The organism is Streptomyces sp. NBC_00038, assembly GCF_026343635.1.
Taxonomy (GTDB): Bacteria; Actinomycetota; Actinomycetes; order Streptomycetales; family Streptomycetaceae; genus Streptomyces.
In genome coordinates this window covers 9,074,607-9,090,395 of sequence record NZ_JAPELQ010000001.1, presented here as the reverse complement: position 1 = coordinate 9,090,395, position 15,789 = coordinate 9,074,607, and the positions used below count along the sequence as shown (strand labels likewise).

Here is a 15,789-nt window from a genome sequence, read left to right as displayed (position 1 = left end):
GGTCCGTTGAGCTAGACCACGCTGGTGGTGAGCGGCAGGGCGGCCCAGATCACCTTGCCGCCGCTCGACGTGTGCTCGACGTCGCACACTCCGCCCGACTCCCTGGTGACCTCCCGTACGAGCAGCAGGCCCCGGCCACCGGTCTGCCCGTGGTCCGCCTCCAGAGCGGTCGGGCGGTAGGGGTGGTTGTCCTCCACGGAGACCCGCACCCACTCGGCACCGACGGCGACCTCCACGGCCAGCACCGGCGAGAGAAGCGCCGCGTGCCGGACCGCGTTGGTGACCAGTTCGGAAACGATCAGAAGGAGACCCTGGACGAGCTCGTCCGAGACGGGCACTCCTTGGCGGAACAGCAGGTCCCGCACGGCGTGCCGCGCCTGTGGAACCGAGGCGTCGACGGCGGGAGCGGTGAACCGCCACACCCCCTCGTACGGCAACGGGCCCGGCGGTCTCCCGTCGGGAGGGATGTCCCCGCCGACTTCAGGGCTCGGGTCGGACCCCCGCCCGAGGTTCTCCATCGTCCGGTCGCCACCCTTGCGCTCGATTGTCACCACGCAATGAGTGTTGGTACTGGGCCCGTCCGCACCGGAGTACTGAACAGAAGTCAGCGACTATCGACGGCTTCTGATCGCAGACGTACTACATGGTCAGCTGTGGGACTGTTCCTGTACCGGTTGTGCCGACTTCGGAGACTATTCGGGTTGTACGGGTTTGACGCCGGGCCCGCCCTGTTCGTTCCGTGCGGAGTGGCCACCTCGCTGTGGATAGCATCCGGCGTATGGAGCCGCAGCTGCCGCACAGCGTCACCGACGGGGTCGCCACCGTCGTCATCCACCATCCGGCCAAGCGCAATGCCATGACGGCCGGCATGTGGCGGGCGTTGCCGCCCCTGCTCGACGAGTTGAGGGACGACGCCGATGTACACGCGCTGGTGCTCACCGGTGAGGGTGACACGTTCTGCGCCGGGGCCGACATCTCGACGCTGCGGGGCTCGCCGGACGAGGCGCAGGGCCTGGCCGTGCTCGCCGAGGAGGCTCTCGCGGCCTTCCCGAAGCCGACGCTCGCGGCGATCCGCGGCTACTGCGTGGGCGGCGGATCGCAGCTGGCGGCGGCCTGCGATCTGCGGTTCGCAGCGGAGGGGGCGCTGTTCGGGGTGACTCCGGCGAAGCTGGGGATCGTCTATCCGTCCTCCTCCACCCGGCGATTGGTGTCACTGGTGGGTCCGGCCACCGCGAAGTACCTGCTGTTCTCGGGCGAGTTGATCGACGCGGAGCGGGCCCTGCGTACCGGCTTCGTCGACGAGGTGCTGCCCGGGGGCGAACTCGACAAGCGTGTCGGGGAGTTCACGCGCGTACTGGCCGGGCGCTCGCTGCTGACGCAGGCGGCGGCCAAGGAGTTCGCGAACGGGCGGATGGACCGGGACGCGTACTGGGCGGAGCGGGCGCGGGGCAGCGGCGACACCGCGGAGGGGGTCGCCGCCTTCCTGGAGCGCCGGCCGCCGCGCTTCACGTGGAGCGTGTCTACGTCAGGGTGAAACGGCTGTTGGCACGGAACTCCTCGACCAGGTGCGCCGGTGCCTTCTCGGGGGATCCCGCGTCGTAGGGCGGCTGGGGGTCGTACTCCGTCAACAGCTGTACGGACTGGGCGTGTTCGTCGCCCGCGATCCGGCCGAGCAGGGTGAGCCCCATGTCGATGCCGGCCGAGACACCGGCCGCGGTCACGTACTTGCCGTCGAACACGACCCGCTCGCCCGTGGGCTCGGCGCCGAAGTGCTTGAGGAAGTCGAGCGCCAGCCAGTGGGAGGTGGCGCGGCGGCCGTCGAGGAGCCCGGCGGCGGCGAGGAGCAGCGAGCCCGTGCACACCGATGTCGTCCAGGTGCTTGTGGCGTCGACGGTCCGCAGCCAGTCCAGGAGGGCCTGGTTCTCCATCTGCGGGGTCTGGCCCGGGCCGCCGGGGACCACGACGATGTCGGGGCGCTCGACCTCGGACAGGGTCTTGTCGGCGGTGAGCGCCAGCTTGCCCGTGTCGGTGCGGACGGGACCGGTCTGCTCGGCGACGAAGACGACCTCCGCGCCGGGCAGCCGGCCGAGGGTTTCGTACGGACCCACCGCGTCCAGGGCGGTGAAGCGGTCGAACAGGACGATGGCGATCTGCATGAGGTTCTCCTCAGCGGGTGGATGCCGGCCGGAACCGGCGTCGGTACTCGGCCGGTGCCGAGCCGAGGGTTTTGACGAAGGCGCGGCGCATCGCCTCAGGGGTGCCGTAGCCGCAGGTTCGGGAGATCTCCTCGATGCCGTCGGCGGTGTCCTCCATCAGGCGCCGGGCGTGTTCGAGGCGGACCCGTTCGACGTACCGGCCCGGCGTCATGCCGGTCTCGGTCTGGAAGGCGCGGGCGAAGTGGCGGGGCGAGAGCCGGGCGCGGGTGGCGAGGGTCTCGACGCTCAGGTCGGCGGCGGGATGCTCGGTGATCCACTGCTGGACCTCGCGCAGGGGTTCGCGCTGGGCCGTCTGTGCGGCGAGCTGGGCGCTGAACTGGGCCTGGTTGCCCGGACGCCGCAGGAAGACGACCAGGTAACGCGCCACCATGAGTGCGGCCTCCCGCCCCAGGTCCTCCTCGACGAGGGCGAGGGCCAGGTCGATGCCCGAGGTGACGCCCGCCGAGGTGGAGACACGGCCGTCGCGTACGTAGATGGGGTCCGGGTCGACCTCGATCGCCGGGTGGTCGCGGGCGAGCTTGTTGCAGTACGCCCAGTGGGTGGTGGCGCGGCGGCCGTCCAGGAGACCCGCTGCGGCGAGCGGGATGGCTCCGGTGCAGACGGAGACCAGGCGCTCGGCGCGCGGCCCGTGCTCGCGCAGCCAGTCGGTCAGGCGGGGGTCGAGATCCCGGGTGCCCTCGCCGCCGGGGACCAGCAGGGTGTGCGGGGCGGGTGCGTCGGCGAGCGCGTGGTCCGGGACGAGGGTGAGGCCGCTGGAGGTGCGCACCGGGGCGCCGTCCAGGGAGGCGGTGAGAATGCGGTACGACCCGGCGCGGCCGGCCTCGGCGCCCGCGAAGACTTCCACGGGGCCCGTGACGTCGAGGCTCTGCACGTCGTCGAAGAGGACGACCAGGACGGTTCGCATGTCCTCGATTGTTGGCGGGTGGGACTATGTCCGCAATGACGAGTACCCCACCTTTCCTGCCATGTCCGTGTCCCCTGCGCCCCCGGGATTCCCCCCGTACCAACCAGTCGGTAACGTGCGGGGCATGACGACACCTCTGCCGGAGCGCGCCGGGCGGCGCTGCCACAACGTCCTCAATTCGATTGCGGCGACGCTGTACTTCTCGCCCGACCTGGGCCGGGAACTGGCCGCGGTCGGTATCGAGGACAGCAACGCCGCGTACTTCGCGACGCGGGCCGCGGCCATGGGCGCGGTGGGCCCGGGCACGGTGACGGCGACGTTCTACAACTTCCGCCACGACCTGATCGCGGAGCACGTGCCCGCGGTGTGGCGGACGGCCTCCCCGGAGACCGTGCTCGCGGCACGCACGCGTGCCGTCGACGCGACGCTGCGACGGCTGCTCGGCGACGACGTCGTCGCCTCCAAGGAAGTGGCCGAGGCGGCGGAGCTCGCCCTGCGGGCGGCCGAGGCCTGCGGCAGGTCCGCGCGCCCGCTGTACGCCGCCCACGCGGACCTGCCCGTCCCCGACGCGCCGCACCTCGCGCTCTACCACGCGGCCACCCTGCTGCGTGAGCACCGCGGCGACGGTCACCTCGCGGTGCTGCTCGACGCGGAACTCGACCCGGTCGAGGCCCTGGTGAGCCACACCGCGACCGGCAGGGGCATGACCCCGAAGTGGGCGCTCGGCACGCGCGGCTGGTCGCGCGGTGACTGGGAGGCGGCGGTCGTACGGCTGAGGGAGCGCGGACTGCTGGACGCGGAGGGCGAGTTGAACGACGCCGGCACGGCCCTGCGCAAGGACATCGAGGCGCGCACGGACCGGCTGGACCGTGCGCCGTACGAACATCTCGGCGCCGCGGGCGTGGAACGGCTCACGGAGCTGGCGAAGGAACTGCTGATGACGGCGTTCGCCGCCGGTGCGTTCCCGGAGGGCATGATCGGCAAGGGGTGAGCCCCTGGCACCGCTCCGTTTCCGGGGCGGTCCCCGCCTCCCGTGCCGCCCTGATCCACCGTTGTCGGTGTCACCTGCCACAATTGCCGCGCAACCTCAGTGGAGAAGGCGGTACGGGATCGTGACGACACCCCTCGTAGGGTCCATCGAAGGCAGGATCGCCGAGGAACTCGGCGTACGGGAGCGGCAGGTCAAGGCCGCCGTCGACTTGCTCGACGGCGGATCGACGGTGCCCTTCATCGCCCGCTACCGCAAGGAAGCGACCGAGATGCTCGACGATGCGCAGCTGCGCACCCTCGAGGAGCGGCTGCGCTATCTGCGGGAGCTGGAGGAGCGGCGCGCCGCGATCCTCGAGTCGGTGCGCGAGCAGGGCAAGCTCACGGAGGAGCTCGAGGCGCAGATCCGGGGCGCCGAGACGAAGGCCCGTCTCGAGGACATCTACCTGCCGTTCAAGCCGAAGCGGCGCACGAAGGCGCAGATCGCGCGCGAGGCAGGTCTGGAGCCGCTGGCCGAGGGCCTGCTCAACGACCCGTCGGTCGATCCGCTCGCCGCGGCCGCGGCCTTCGTCGACGCCGACAAGGGCGTCGCCGATCCGCAGGCCGCGCTCGACGGCGCCCGGTCCATCCTCACCGAGCGGTTCTCCGAGGACGCCGACCTGATCGGCGAACTGCGTGAGCGCATGTGGGTGCGCGGGCGGCTCGTCGCCAAGGTGCGGGACGGCAAGGAGGAGGCCGGCGCGAAGTTCGCCGACTACTTCGACTTCGCCGAGCCCTTCAAGGCGCTGCCCTCGCACCGCGTCCTCGCCATGCTGCGCGGCGAGAAGGAGGACGTCCTCGACCTCGTCCTGGAGCCCGAGGAGCCTTCCGAGCAGCCCGGTCCGTCCTCGTACGAGGGGATCGTCGCCCACCGTTTCCACATCGCCGACCGCGGCCGTCCCGGCGACAAGTGGCTCACGGACACGGTCCGCTGGGCCTGGCGGACCCGCCTGCTTGTGCACCTCGGCATCGACCTGCGCCTGCGGCTGCGTACGGCCGCCGAGGACGAGGCGGTCAACGTGTTCGCGTCGAACCTGCGGGACCTGCTGCTGGCCGCCCCTGCGGGCACCCGCGCGACGCTGGGTCTCGACCCCGGGTTCCGTACGGGTGTGAAGGTCGCCGTGGTCGACGCGACCGGCAAGGTCCTCGCCACGGACGTCATCCACCCGCATGTCCCCGCCAACAGGTGGGACGAGGCCATCGCCAAGCTCGCCCGGCTCGCCAAGGAGCACACGGTCGAGCTGATCGCGATCGGCAACGGCACGGCGTCCCGCGAGACGGACAAGCTCGCCGGTGAACTCATCACCAAGCACCCGGAGCTGAACCTCACCAAGGTGATGGTCTCCGAGGCCGGGGCGTCGGTGTACTCGGCTTCCGCGTTCGCCTCGCAGGAGCTGCCCGACATGGACGTGTCGCTGCGCGGCGCCGTGTCCATCGCGCGCCGGCTGCAGGACCCGCTGGCCGAGCTGGTGAAGATCGATCCGAAGTCCATCGGGGTCGGGCAGTACCAGCACGACCTGTCCGAGGTGAAGCTGTCCCGGTCCCTTGACGCGGTGGTCGAGGACTGTGTGAACGGCGTGGGTGTGGACGTGAACACCGCGTCGGCGCCGCTGCTCTCCCGCGTCTCCGGCATCACCTCCGGGCTCGCCGAGAACATCGTGTCCCACCGTGACGCGAACGGGCCCTTCCGGTCCCGTACGGCCCTCAAGAACGTGGCCCGGCTCGGCCCGAAGGCGTACGAGCAGTGCGCGGGATTCCTGCGGATCCGGGGCGGGGACGATCCGCTGGACGCGTCCAGCGTGCACCCCGAGGCGTACCCCGTGGTGCGGCGCATGGTGAAGACGGCGGGGAACGAAGTCGCTTCCCTGATCGGCAACTCCGGGGTGCTGCGGTCGCTCAAGCCTGTCGACTTCGTGGACGACAAGTTCGGTCTGCCGACCGTCACGGACATCCTGAAGGAGCTGGAGAAGCCGGGGCGGGACCCCCGGCCCGCCTTCAAGACGGCGACCTTCAAGGACGGGGTCGAGAAGCTGTCCGACCTCGTGTCCGGGATGGTGCTTGAGGGGGTCGTCACGAATGTCGCCGCCTTCGGGGCGTTCGTGGATGTGGGCGTCCACCAGGACGGGCTTGTGCATGTGTCCGCGATGTCCAAGACCTTCGTCAAGGATCCGCGGGATGTGGTGAAGCCCGGCGACATCGTCAAGGTGAAGGTGCTTGAGGTCGATATTCCTCGGAAGCGGGTTTCGCTGACGCTGCGGTTGGACGACGAGGCGGTGCCTCAAGGGGAGCAGCAGGGTGGGGGGCGGGCCCAGCGTGGGGGGCGGGCGCCTCAGCAGCGGCAGCAGCAACCCCGGCAGGGGCAGGGGCGCTCCGGTGGGGGGGCGCGGCAGGCGGCGGCGCCTGCCAACAGTGCGATGGCGGATGCGTTGCGGCGGGCGGGGTTGACGGATCCCAAGCGGGGGCGGGGCTGACGTTTCGGTGGCGCCGGGGCTGGGGTGGAGGGTTTTCGCCCCCTCCGCCCCTACCCGTCCCTTGTTCCTGGGGCTCCGCCCCAGACCCCGCTCCTCAAACGCCGGAGGGGCTACCCCGTAGCCCGTCCGGCGTTTGAGGACGAGCGCGTCAGCGCGATACGGGGTCTGGGGGCGGAGCCCCCAGGAACGGGACGGGTAGGGGCGGAGGGGGCGAAAGAAGCCCCCACCCGGCGCTGAAAAGCGCAGCACCCGCCGCCCCGCCGCTAGCGCTCCGTCACCTTGCCGTCCGCGACCTCCAGGCGGCGGGTCGTGTGGACCGCGTCGAGCATTCGGCGGTCGTGGGTGACCAGCAGCAGCGTGCCCTCGTAGGAGTCGAGGGCCGATTCCAGTTGCTCGATCGCCGGGAGGTCGAGGTGGTTCGTCGGTTCGTCGAGGACCAGGAGGTTGACGCCTCGGCCCTGGAGGAGGGCCAGGGCGGAGCGGGTGCGCTCGCCCGGGGAGAGGGTGGCCGCCGGGCGTAGGACGTGGTGGGACTTGAGGCCGAACTTGGCCAGGAGGGTGCGGACTTCGGCGGGCTCGGTGTCCGGGACGGCCGCGCAGAACGCGTCGAGCAGCGACTCGGTGCCGAGAAAGAGCTTGCGGGCCTGGTCGACTTCGCCGACGACGACACCGGGGCCGAGGGCGGCATGGCCGACGTCCAGCGGGACGCGGCCGAGCAGGGCGCCCAGAAGCGTCGACTTGCCCGCACCGTTCGCGCCGATGACCGCGACACGGTCCGCCCAGTCGATCTGCAGCGTCACCGGGCCGAAGGCGAAGTCACCGCGACGCACCTCCGCGTCACGCAGCGTGGCGACGACCGCGCCGGATCGCGGTGCCGCCGCGATCTCCATGCGCAGCTCCCACTCCTTGCGCGGCTCCTCGACGACGTCGAGCCGTTCGATCATGCGCTGCGTCTGCCGCGCCTTCGAGGCCTGCTTCTCGCTGGCCTCGCTGCGGAACTTGCGGCCGATCTTGTCGTTGTCGTTGTTCGCCTTGCGCCGGGCGTTCTTGACGCCCTTGTCCATCCAGGAGCGCTGCATCTGGGCCCGGCCTTCGAGCGCCGACCGCTTGTCGGCGTACTCGTCGAAGTCCTCGCGGGCGTGCCGTCGCGCGGTGTCGCGCTCCTCCAGGTACGCCTCGTAACCGCCGCCGTACAGCGTGATCTGCTGTTGCACCAGGTCGAGTTCGAGCACCTTGGTGACCGTGCGGGTCAGGAACTCGCGGTCGTGGCTGACGACGACCGTGCCCGCGCGCAGGCCGCTCACGAATCGCTCGAGCCTCTCCAGGCCGTCCAGGTCCAGGTCGTTCGTCGGCTCGTCGAGGAGGAACACGTCGTAGCGGGAGAGCAGGAGGGAGGCGAGTCCGGCGCGGGCCGCCTGGCCGCCGGAGAGGGAGGTCATCAGCTGGTCGAGGCCGACGCCGAGCCCGAGGGAGTCGGCGACCTCCTCGGCGCGCTCGTCGAGGTCGGCGCCGCCGAGGTCGAGCCAGCGCTCCAGACTGGTCGCGTACGCGTCGTCCGAGCCGGGTGCGCCGACGACGAGCGAGTCCGTGGCCTCGTCCATCACACGCTGTGCCTCGGCCACGCCCGTGCGGCGCGCGAGGAAGTCCCGTACGGTCTCGCCCTCGCGCCGCTCCGGTTCCTGCGGAAGATGCCCGACGGTCGCGGACGGCGGGGAAAGGCGCAGCTCGCCCTGCTCGGGGGTGAGGAGACCGGCGAGCAGTCGCAGCAGCGTGGACTTGCCCGCGCCGTTGGCACCGACCAGTCCGATCACGTCGCCGGGCGCGACGACCAGGTCGAGCCCGGCGAAGAGGGAGCGGTCGCCATGTCCGGCGGCGAGATTCTTGGCGACGAGGGTGGCAGTCATCAGGAGGCCGATCCTAACGGCCCGGCCGCCCTCACCTCGCCCCGGTTTTCGGTGGGCCGGTCAGTGGGCCATCGGCTCCACCAGCACACTCCCCGAGGTCCGCGCCACGATGAAGGACTCTCCCCGCACGGCCCTGGCATCCAGCGCGAGCCGGTGCCGGCCCGCTTCCAGCACTCCGTCGAAGACCTCCTGTGCGTGGGTGCGGTACAGGCGGTCGAGGCGGTACGCCGTCAGCTGGACGCGGCAGGTCGAGGTGACCTCGATGCCCGCCTCGCCGTCGGCCGCGACCAGGCGCGTGAGCCGGCGCAGCTCGCGCGGACTGCGGTCCAGGGCGTGTTCTATCTGGGCGACGAGGAGCGGAATGATCGGGGCGAGGCCTTCGACGTACGCCACCTCGACGTTCGCGCGTTCGAAGGAGCGGCGTACGGCGGCACGTTCCTCCTCGCCCACGGCGCGTCCGAAGGCCACCGCGCCGTAGGCACGGAGTTCGTCGGCCGGGACGTTCGTGGCGTCCCGTGTGATGTCGGCGCCGATGCCGATGGTGCGCAGGGCGGCGGCGAGTTTGGCGAGGACGGCGACGCGCGCGCCGATGAGGAGGACGCGGCGGCGGGGGCCGGCGTCTCCGTTCAGCAGGGAGTTGAGGGCGCTGCGGTACTCGGTGCCGTGGAAGCGGAACGGCCCTATCCCGTGGTAGCCGTTGAGCTCCAGGTCGGGCCGCTCGTCGGTCTGCCAGGCGAAGTCGCGCCACACATAGTCGTCGCCCGCCTTCTCGATGACAGCGGTGACGGCACCGCATTCGAGGCCCTCGCACTCAGGGCAGCCGTAGATGACGTACCGGCCGCCGGTGAGCGGAGCGTCGGCCTCCAGCAGGAGGCTGCGCACCTGGGCGGTGAAGATCGCGGGCGGTACGTCGGAGGCGAGCGGGGACACCGCGTCGAGGTCGGAGAGCTGGAAAAGCAGCGGGCGCCCGTCGACGATGAAGTCGACGAAGTCCCGGTGCACTTGGTAGTCACCGTTGGCGAGGACTCCACCGGCACGCATCGCCGGTGCCAGGCCGAAGGTCGCGTACTCGGCAGACATGCTGTGAGTATCCCCAGACTGAGGGTGATATGAGCACGGCATGACACATTCCGCTACCTTCGCCGCGTGGGCATGGATCAGAGCGGCGATGTGATCGTGGTGGGCAGCGGCGTCATCGGGCTGACGACGGCCGTTGTCCTGGCGGAGAGCGGCAGGCGCGTACGGGTGTGGGCGGGGGAGCCCGCCGAGCGGGCCACCTCGGCGGTTGCGGGTGCGCTGTGGTGGCCCTACCGCATCGAACCGAAGGCGCTCGCCCGCGAATGGGCTCTCCAATCACTCTCCGTGTACGAGGAGTTGGCGGAGCGGCCCGCGGAAACGGGGGTACGCATGGTCGAGGGCGTAATGGGTGAGTCCCGGTTGGACGAGCAAGGGCCGTGGGCTGCCGCCCGGTTGCCGGGGCTGCGGGCCTCGACGGCCGAGGAGTACGCGGGGACGGGGCTGTGGGCCCGGCTGCCGCTGCTGGACATGCCGGTGCATCTGCGGTGGCTGCGGGAGCGGTTCCTGCGGGCGGGTGGGGTGGTCGAGGTCCGCACCGTGACGGACCTCGCGGAGGCGGCGGCACCGGTCGTCGTCAACTGCACGGGGATCGGCGCGCGCCGACTCGTCCCGGATCCGGCTGTGCGGCCCGTACGCGGACAGCTCGTGATCGTGGAGAACCCCGGCGTCACCACCTGGATCGTCTCGACCGACGAGACCGCCGGGACGACCACGTACCTCTTCCCGCAGCCGGACCGGCTCGTGCTGGGCGGCACGACCGACGAGGACGACTGGTCGTTGACGCCCGACCCCGCGGTGGCCGCCGAGATCGTCAAGCGGTGTGCGGTGCTGCGCCCCGAGATCGCCGGGGCGCGCGTGCTCGGCCACCGGGTGGGGCTGCGGCCGGTGCGCGACACGGTCCGGCTGGAGCGTGAACCGCTGCCGGACGGGCGGCTGTTGGTGCACAACTACGGTCACGGGGGTGCGGGCATCACAGTGGCGTGGGGGTGCGCGCGGGAGGCGGCGGGGCTCGCCTCCCGCTGACGGTTCATCCTCGGTCGTGCCCGATCAGACCCGATCACCCATGCCCACGGCCATCACCGAGCGGACACGATCACCCATGGTCGTGCCCGATCGGATCCCCCTCCGTGTCCGTGCCGGGCCCCGGACCGATACTGATCTCGAACTCGCCGTCGTACTGCTTGTGCCCCTCGATCACGGCGAGTTCGATGGCCTCGGAGGCCATCTCCCCTCGCACCATGAGCGGGTCCTTGCGCAGGTCACGCATGAGCGCGACGCACATGCCGATCATGACGAGGACGAAGGGAGCGGCGGCGAGGATCGTGAGGTTCTGGAGGCCGGTGAGCGCGTCGCCCTCGCTGCCGACGAGCAGCATGATGGCGGCGACGGCACCGGTCAGGACGCCCCAGAACACCACCACGAACCGGCCCGGTTCGAGCGCGCCCTTCTGGGAGAGCGTGCCCATCACGATGGACGCGGCGTCCGCTCCCGAGACGAAGAAGATGCCGACCAGGATCATCACGAGCAGGCTGGTGGCGGTGGCGATGGGGAACTCGGCGAGCACACCGAAGAGTTGGCCCTCGGGTGTCGACTCCCCCGCGAGCTGTCCGCTCTCCTTCAGCTTCATCGCCGTACCGCCGAAGACCGCGAACCAAACCAGGCTGACGGTGCTGGGGACGAGGATCACGCCGCCGACGAACTGCCGGATGGTGCGGCCGCGGCTGATGCGGGCGATGAACATGCCGACGAACGGCGTCCAGGAGATCCACCACGCCCAGTAGAAGACGGTCCAGCTGCCCAGCCAGTCCGCGACACCCTCGCCGCCGCTGGCCTCGGTGCGTCCGGCGAGCTGGGGCAGGTCACCGAGGTAGGCGAAGATCGAGGTGGGCAGCAGGTCGAGGACGATGATGGTCGGCCCGGCGATGAACACGAAGACCGCGAGGATCAGGGCAAGGACCATGTTGATGTTGGACAGCCACTGGATGCCCTTCTCGACGCCGGAGACGGCCGAGGCGACGAACGCCACCGTCAGCACGGCGATGATCGCGACGAGCAGTCCGTCGCTCACCTTGTCCATCCAGTCCAGCTCGGTGAATCCGGAGCCGATCTGGAGCGCGCCCAGGCCCAGCGAGGCGGCGGAGCCGAAGACGGTGGCGACGATCGCGAGGATGTCGATCACCCGGCCCGCGGCGCCGTTCGCGTGCCGTTCGCCGATGAGTGGCGTGAAGACCGCGCTGATCGTCTGGCGCCGGCGTTTGCGGAAGGTGCTGTAGGCGATGCCGAGGCCGACCACCGCGTAGATCGCCCAGGGGTGCAGCGTCCAGTGGAAGAGGGTCGTGGCCATCGCCGTCTCCATGCGCTCGCCGGAGTCGGCGGGGGTGGTGCCCGGCGGGGGCGTCGTGTAGTGCGACAGCGGCTCACTCACGCCGTAGAACATCAGGCCGATTCCCATGCCGGCGCTGAACATCATCGCGACCCACGACACCGTACGGAACTCGGGCTCCTCGCCCTCGGCGCCGAGATGGATCCTGCCGTAGCGGCTGATGGCGAGCCAGAGGGCGAAGACCACGAAGCAGGAGGCGGCCAGCATGAAGGCCCAACCACCGTTGTGGATAAGCCCGTTGAGCATCCTGGTGGAGGCGCTCTCCAGAGAGTCGGTGGCGACCGAGCCCCAGATCACGAACGCCACGGTGAGCACGGCGGTGACGCCGAACACCACGCGATCGGTCCGCCCGCCGTGGGCCGTCTCTTCTTCTTGCCCCGTCATGGGCAGCGCCTTTCGCGATAGGGCGTATGGGTGCTATTGCACCCATACGCCCTATCACAGGCACGGCCGTTCTCAGCGTCTCAGCAGTCGGTGTCGGGCTCCCCGGCCATGAGGTGGTACGGAGCGCGCTCGTCGAGGAGCAGCGGGACGAGGGCTCGCAGGGACTGCCTAAGGGGTACGAGTACGCCGTCGGCCTGCTGTTGTACGCGGACGCCGTGGAGGGCGAGTTCGTCGCTCAGGTCCGTGTGCTGGTCCGCCGTGAGCCGGTAGCCGCAGGGCGGGTCCTGGATCACCTCGGCCGGTTCCGCCGGGTCGTTGTCGGCACCGCCGACGTAGACCGGGCCACTGTCCAGGTAACCCTTGATCCGGGCCGCCGAGGTGGCTGCCTCGACCTGTGCGCGGCGCTCACCGGTGAAGGTGAACAGGCCTCCGAGCGCGGCCAGTTGGGAGTCGACCCGGCGGCGGTTGTTCAGGGCCGGGTCCGCCTGTTCGGCATCCGTGAGGGGGTCGACGCGGCTCTCGATGAGGAGTCCCGCGGAGTGTTTGACGCCCGACATGTTCCGCAGGATGCGTTCCTGGCCGTCCCCGGCCACCTGCTGGATCGGATCGCCGGTCACGGGGTCGGTCCAGATGCCGTAGGTGCCCGTCGAGTACCCCTCGTCCTGGGCGGCGGGCCGTACGTAGTCCAGCGACAGGGTCTGCGCCTCGTCGTGCACGGCCGTGTCCGTGTTGAGGTTGCGCGGCCAGAGGTCGAAGAGGTCCTTGTCGTAGTACGGGGGCGTGGCGCCGTACTCGTGCAGGTCGTAGACGACGTCGGGCTCGCGGTCGCGGACGACCGCTGCCATCGCACGGGCCTCGGCGGTCTGGAGCGCGAGGTGGTCGCGGTTGATGTCGAGGCCGTCGCTGTTGCCGCGGGTGTCGGCGGCGCGGCCGTCCGGGTTGGCGGTGGGCACCACGAGGAGGGTGGTGCTCCTCAGGAAGCGCTGGGTGCTCTGGTCCTTCGTGTACGCCAGGTCGCGGATCGTGGTGAGGCAGGCCTCGCGCCCGGACGGCTCGTCGCCGTGCTGACTGCACACCAGGAGCACGGTGGTGGCCGCGCGTTGGGCGCCCACGCGGACGAGCTGGAGCGGGCGGCCCTGTTTGGTCGTGCCGATCCGGGCCACCGAGACGCGGTCGCTCGCCCTGTCGACGGCCGCCAGGAAGTCCTGCTCCTCGGGCTGGCTGGTCCAGCGGGCGCCATCGGTCTGCTCGAAGCCGGTGCGCGGCGGGGCTTCCGCCGCGTAGGCCGGTGCGGTCAGCAGGGGCGCGGCCAGGGCCGTGGCGGTGACCGCCACGGCCAGGGCGCTGATACGTAAGCCGGTCAACTGGTCACTCCCGGGATTCGGAGGGCGGTGCGCGGGTCGCGTACGCCGTCCAGGACGGAGGCGCTCGGAGCCGCGGCGGAACCCGACGTCGCCTTGGTGAAGGCCTTGGCGCCGCCGACCAGCGGGACCTTGGCCGAGGTGCGGGACAGGTCGAGCGTCAGGGTCGGGGTGCTCGACGGCGGGTCGATGAGGTCCTTGTCGGTGCCCGCGACGATCAGGGCGAGCCGGTGGCCCTGGGGGACGACGTGGTCGGTGGCGGCCAGGTCGAGGGTGATCGTGTACGCCTTGCCGGGGGTGAGCGGGACGCCCTTCGCCGCCGAGGCGTAGTTGCCGAGGTCGGCCCAGCCGCGGCTGAAGACCGTGTAGTCGACGTCCGCGTTCTTCGACTGCGTCACCTTGAAGCAGGAGCTGTCGCCGGTCGTGCTCGGGCCCCAGCAGGTGCGGTCGGTGAGGGTGGTGATGCCCTCGCCGGAGGCGGCGTAGTCGCGGATGGTGTCAGGCCCGAGATCGACAAGTACCGCGGTGAGATGGGCCGTTGAGGTCGTCGGGGTGGCGGTGACCGTCACCTTCGACGAGCCGGACAGGCGCAGGTCCTTCGTCAGCGGCTGAGTGACGAAACCGGCCTTCTCGGGGGTCGACTGGTCGATGTACGCGGCCCAGTCGGTCTCGCTCAGCTGCGGGTTGTCGGTGAAGGTCTCGGTTCCGGAGCCCTTGGCCAGTCCGAGGGTGCCGACGCCCGCCGCGGAGCCCGTGGCCGGGCGGAGGGTGGTGGTGTCGGTGGCGCGGGGCGGCCAGACGCTGGAGGTCACCCACTGGTCGGGGTGGCGCTCGATGTCGGCCATCGGCTCGTCGTCGATGCCGTTGTCGTAGCCGAGGAGTTCATGGTCGAACCAGCGGTGCAGGGTGTCGACCCACTCGGCGCGGCGGAAGTCGAAGGGGTCGACATGGCCGGTCTGCGAGATCCAGATCTTGCGGTCGACGCCGTTCTCGGCCAGGGCGTCCCACCACGGACCGACGTGCTGGGTACGGACGTTGAGGTCCTGGGCGCCATGGATCAGGAAGACGCTCGCCTTGACCTTGTCCGCGTCCTTCACGTAGTCGCGCTCGGTCCAGAACGGGGTCCAGTCACCGGTGCGCGGTGCCCCGTCGACGATCTTCTGCTGGACCGCGGCGCACTTCGCGCGGGCGTCGGGGCTGTCGACGTAGTCGGACAGCCAGTCCGGGCCCGAGTCGTACAGCGGGGCGCCCTCGCTGAAGTAGTAGTCGTACCAGGAGGAGATGGCGCTGATCGGCACGATGGTCTCGAGGCCCTTGACGCCGGTGGCGGCGACGCCGTTGGCGATGGTGCCGTCCCAGCTCTTGCCGACCATGCCGGTTTTGCCGTTGGTCCAGGTGGCCTTGGACGTGGTGGCTCCGGTGCGGCTGGTGTACGCCTTGGCCCGGCCGTTCAGCCAGTCGACGACCGCCTTCGCGGACTGGATGTCGGAGCGGCCTCCCACGTCCACACAGCCGTCCGAGCGGTTGGTGCCGGCCAGGTCGACGCCGACGAAGGCGTAGCCGCGGGGCACGAAGTAGTTGTCGTAGAACAGCGGCATCTGGACGACGTTACCGTTCGCGTCGTACGTCTTCTTCTGGCTCTCGTTGCCGCGTCCGCAGCAGGAGTAGTACGGACTGGCGTCCATGATCACGGGTATCTTGCGGCCCTGCGCGGCGAGTTCGCGGGGCCGGACGATGTCGACGGCGACGCGGTCGGTCTTCCCGTCGCTGTCGCCGTCGAGGCCGGTGTCCACCCACACGGATTCGCGGATCGCGTTGTCGTACGAGTAGATCGGGGTGCTCTCCCGCGGCGCGCTCTGTGCGGCGACGGGGGTGAGCAGGGTTGCCATCAGGGCGGCGGTGGCCGCCGTCGCGAGCGATCTCCAGGTTGTGAAGCGCATACGGCGCGCACGTATCGGCATGCGCGGAAGGTACCCCGGTCAACTCCCGTGCAAAAGAGGGTCTGTGAAAGGTCCCTGGGGCGGGATTGCTCATGACGGCCGAATGGCGATCGTGTGACAGGG

Annotated in this window: 12 protein-coding genes; 4 read left to right on the top strand and 8 right to left on the bottom strand. The window is 70.6% G+C overall.

The annotated features are described in order from the left end of the window. Positions 1 to 11: 11 nt before the first annotated feature. Positions 12 to 518 carry an ATP-binding protein gene (locus tag OG219_RS40690; protein WP_266836402.1) on the bottom strand — a complete coding sequence of 169 codons (507 nt, stop codon included), beginning with the start codon at positions 516 to 518 and terminating at the stop codon, positions 12 to 14. A 260-nt stretch (positions 519 to 778) separates the two neighbouring features. On the opposite strand from OG219_RS40690, the gene OG219_RS40685 reads away from it, so the two are divergent. After that, entirely contained in the window at positions 779 to 1,534 is a 756-nt protein-coding gene (locus OG219_RS40685; protein WP_266835371.1) for an enoyl-CoA hydratase/isomerase family protein, read from the top strand. Here OG219_RS40685 and OG219_RS40680 read toward each other — a convergent pair. Both OG219_RS40680 and OG219_RS40675 read right to left on the bottom strand, forming a co-directional pair. Further along, positions 1,521 to 2,156 (bottom strand): DJ-1/PfpI family protein, encoded by a 636-nt coding sequence (locus OG219_RS40680; protein ID WP_266835369.1) that lies wholly within the window; start codon positions 2,154 to 2,156, stop codon positions 1,521 to 1,523. The genes OG219_RS40685 and OG219_RS40680 overlap by 14 nt on opposite strands. Positions 2,157 to 2,166: 10 nt before the next feature. Continuing rightward, positions 2,167 to 3,120, bottom strand: a complete 954-nt coding sequence (locus OG219_RS40675) for a GlxA family transcriptional regulator (RefSeq protein WP_266835367.1) — start codon at positions 3,118 to 3,120, stop codon at positions 2,167 to 2,169. A gap of 124 nt (positions 3,121 to 3,244) precedes the next feature. Here OG219_RS40675 and OG219_RS40670 point away from each other — a divergent pair, with 124 nt between their 5' ends. Further along, positions 3,245 to 4,111: a hypothetical protein gene (locus tag OG219_RS40670; protein ID WP_266835365.1), complete on the top strand. Its 867-nt coding sequence runs from the start codon at positions 3,245 to 3,247 to the stop codon at positions 4,109 to 4,111. A gap of 121 nt (positions 4,112 to 4,232) precedes the next feature. Then, positions 4,233 to 6,617 carry a Tex family protein gene (locus tag OG219_RS40665; RefSeq protein WP_266835363.1) on the top strand — a complete coding sequence of 795 codons (2,385 nt, stop codon included), beginning with the start codon at positions 4,233 to 4,235 and terminating at the stop codon, positions 6,615 to 6,617. 263 nt (positions 6,618 to 6,880) lie between these two features. Here the strand turns inward: OG219_RS40665 and OG219_RS40660 are convergent, their stop codons facing one another. Beyond that, positions 6,881 to 8,521, bottom strand: coding sequence for an ABC-F family ATP-binding cassette domain-containing protein (locus OG219_RS40660; RefSeq protein WP_266835361.1), 1,641 nt, complete (start codon positions 8,519 to 8,521; stop codon positions 6,881 to 6,883). A gap of 60 nt (positions 8,522 to 8,581) precedes the next feature. After that, a complete protein-coding gene (locus OG219_RS40655; RefSeq protein ID WP_266835359.1) occupies positions 8,582 to 9,601 on the bottom strand; it encodes an oxidoreductase in 1,020 nt (339 codons plus the stop codon). 72 nt (positions 9,602 to 9,673) lie between these two features. Here OG219_RS40655 and OG219_RS40650 point away from each other — a divergent pair, with 72 nt between their 5' ends. Beyond that, positions 9,674 to 10,621 carry an FAD-dependent oxidoreductase gene (locus OG219_RS40650; RefSeq protein ID WP_266836401.1) on the top strand — a complete coding sequence of 316 codons (948 nt, stop codon included), beginning with the start codon at positions 9,674 to 9,676 and terminating at the stop codon, positions 10,619 to 10,621. 70 nt (positions 10,622 to 10,691) lie between these two features. On the opposite strand, the gene OG219_RS40645 is transcribed toward OG219_RS40650, so the two are convergent. The 3 genes from OG219_RS40645 to OG219_RS40635 form a co-directional block, all read right to left on the bottom strand. Beyond that, positions 10,692 to 12,365: a BCCT family transporter gene (locus OG219_RS40645; protein ID WP_266835357.1), complete on the bottom strand. Its 1,674-nt coding sequence runs from the start codon at positions 12,363 to 12,365 to the stop codon at positions 10,692 to 10,694. 80 nt (positions 12,366 to 12,445) lie between these two features. Beyond that, a complete protein-coding gene (locus tag OG219_RS40640) occupies positions 12,446 to 13,729 on the bottom strand; it encodes a M14 family metallocarboxypeptidase (RefSeq protein WP_266835355.1) in 1,284 nt (427 codons plus the stop codon). After that, positions 13,726 to 15,687 (bottom strand): Xaa-Pro dipeptidyl-peptidase, encoded by a 1,962-nt coding sequence (locus tag OG219_RS40635; protein ID WP_266835353.1) that lies wholly within the window; start codon positions 15,685 to 15,687, stop codon positions 13,726 to 13,728. Before OG219_RS40635 ends, OG219_RS40640 begins: the two co-directional genes overlap by 4 nt. Positions 15,688 to 15,789: the final 102 nt, after the last annotated feature.